This is a genomic window from Dolichospermum sp. UHCC 0259 (genome assembly GCF_009711935.1).
In the GTDB taxonomy this organism is placed as follows: Bacteria; Cyanobacteriota; Cyanobacteriia; order Cyanobacteriales; family Nostocaceae; genus Dolichospermum.
Map to the genome: position 1 here is coordinate 1 of NZ_VIKX01000273.1, position 2,520 is coordinate 2,520.

Annotated in this window: 2 protein-coding genes; both read right to left on the reverse strand. The window is 38.3% G+C overall.

Annotation, left to right across the window (positions count from 1 at the left end; translation table 11 throughout):
• Positions 1-10: 10 nt before the first annotated feature.
• The gene (locus FJR05_RS23195; RefSeq protein ID WP_254447043.1) at positions 11-1,075 is read right to left on the reverse strand and encodes a von Willebrand factor type A domain-containing protein; all 1,065 of its coding nucleotides are present in this window, start codon (positions 1,073-1,075) and stop codon (positions 11-13) included.
• A gap of 274 nt (positions 1,076-1,349) precedes the next feature.
• Complete coding sequence (locus FJR05_RS23200; RefSeq protein WP_168646297.1) at positions 1,350-2,165, reverse strand: DUF4351 domain-containing protein; 816 nt, start codon at positions 2,163-2,165, stop codon at positions 1,350-1,352.
• Positions 2,166-2,520: the final 355 nt, after the last annotated feature.

A 2,520-nucleotide genomic window follows, 5' to 3' on the forward strand; every position in this document is an offset into this window, starting at 1 on the left:
TTTATTTTTTTCAAAATGAGAATTGCTGCAATTTTAACGACTGTTGCACCAAGGGTAATTTGTCAGGTTCACCCATAGAACCGGAGACATCAATCAGAAATACCAAGTTGCTGGGTGGTAAGGTTTCACTCTCTAAGCGTTTACCTTGCAAACCTACTTGTACTAATTTGTGTTGAGGATTCCATGGTGCAGCAGTAACTTCAGTTGTGACGGAAAAAGGTCTATTTCCTGTGGGTTGAGGGTAATTATAAGTGAAGTAGTTGATGAATTCCTCTATCCGCACGGCATCTTTAGGTGGTAATTGTCCTTGGGTAATAAACCGTCGCATATTACTGTAGGCTGCTGTATCTACATCTATGGAAAAGGTGGAAAGGGGGTCATTACCAACACGATGAAAGGGATTATCGTCAATGCGGTTATAGTTCTCGGTGTTGAATTTGCCACCTGTTTGGGGTTCGGGGGCAACCATACCACGAACACCACCTCCAACTGTTAGTTTAGGGCTACTGCGACGATCAAGGGACTGATTAATGACAGATGAACTCGCTGGGAAATTCAGAGGAGGTGCAATAACTACGCCTGATGGTTTAGTCTTACGGATAGATTGGTCTTGAATGCGTTCTCTGCTAGGTTGAATGGGAGCGATATTACCACGAGCTTCTAATTTATCTGCATCTTGGGGATTGTTGAGAATTGCTAATTCTGGGGCAAATTCTTTTTGTAAGCGTTGTAGGGTTTGTAGGTCTGCTTGGGCAACTGTGGTGGGGTTATTTGCTATGAGTTCATTGATGCGCTGTGAACAAGTATTCAAGACTGTAGCAAATTCTGTGCGGGTGAGGGGAAGAGTGCCAAAGTTGGGGACGGAAGCGACACAACTATAATTGTTAACTAATGCCTGAAGTGCTTGGTAGTTAGGGTGATTTGGGAGAATTGAGTTGGCTGAGGTGGTTGAATTGGTGGGAATTGCTTTTGTCAGAGACTGATTTAAAACGGCAATTCCTACTGTTGGTATTAATAATAGGAGTGTTAAAATACTGACTCGCTGCCACATTTTGGACGGAATCGGGTAAGACATTACTAAATCCTCACAGATGTTTGCCCTGTTGTACTTACCTAGAATAGTCCTGAGCAGGGTGAGATTTGATCACCGTTACAGTTTTGGTAACTGTAGGGGATACAATACTTCACATATGGCGTTCAGCAATTTTTTGATAAACAACATTAATTTTTTCATGTCTTTTGCTGCAATAACCCGATCTAACCCCTACCCTATGAGTACATTGAGGGTAGGGACTGCCGCGATTACTTCAATCCCGCGAGGAATTGTTAGCAAGATTTTAAACTGACGATTATTGTTGTTTTAACCAAACTTCCAAATCTGCTAATGTTACAACATTAAATAAAACGTTTCTCATCGCTTCTAATTTTGGTAAAGATAATACCTGAATTTCGGCTATTAGTGATGAATTAACGTCACCAAAGCGATAATTTAGAAACTGGGTGATCCATATTAAGGCTTCTTCTTTTTTACCCTTTTGTAAAATATCCTGATAAATTACTGACTCTTGCATAATATCCTCCCGTAAAAATTGGCGAATAACATCTTTTTCAAATTTCAATCCCGCTAAAATCTCTGTACACCCTGCTATATTTTGTCTTTCTTCCCTATTAGGAATTTTAGCAATTTTTTCAGCAACTTGCCCTAATAATATAGATGGTGAATTGGTGCGGGTCAGTGGTGCAAGTGGTAATAATGCCGGATTATTTAGAAATAATGCTGAATCTTGCTCCCACATCCTGATTACACGATAGCGATGTCTGGTTGTTTCATCTCTAAATTCCTCTGTAAAAACTACTTCGTTATCAGTCTCTTGCAAAAATATTAATACCTGAATGACAGGACATTTATATTGACGTTTTAACCTGACAGAATAATCTAGCATTCGGAAATCTAAAGGTGTTCTAGACTTTGGTAAAGTCTGAAATTCTATATGCAGAATCTGGTTATCTGTTTGCAAAAAACTCACAGAATCAGCGCGAATTGGTTCTAATGTTAGTTCAGTTTTGAGAACTTCTACTTGTTGCGCTTCTTTGGCTAACAACCACCGGACAAATTCGGAAGGATACTGTTCTGATAAATACTTACAAGCGTTATCGTAGCTCAATTGAGTAATTAGTTAAAATGAATTTCATTACTATTCATTATACACTTCATTAACGGGATTTTAAATCAAAGTTTAGTAATTTTCATGAGGTTCAATTATCATGTTTGTTAGTGAAAAATGAGCTTTCTACTTTTTTATAATTTGGTGTTTCTCTTTTTTCAAGTGTTTCCATGTAGTAAATATATACACTTTATATAAAAATACATAAAACCATTAAGTTAAAATTGTCGTTATGACAAGGGAACAGAGAACGGGCAACAGAGAAGACTTTTTAGGCAACTTTACCTTCTCCTTTTGTGTGTAACTGTTCACACTCCCCCACTAAAAAGGAATTAGGAAGTAACAGGGATAGGAG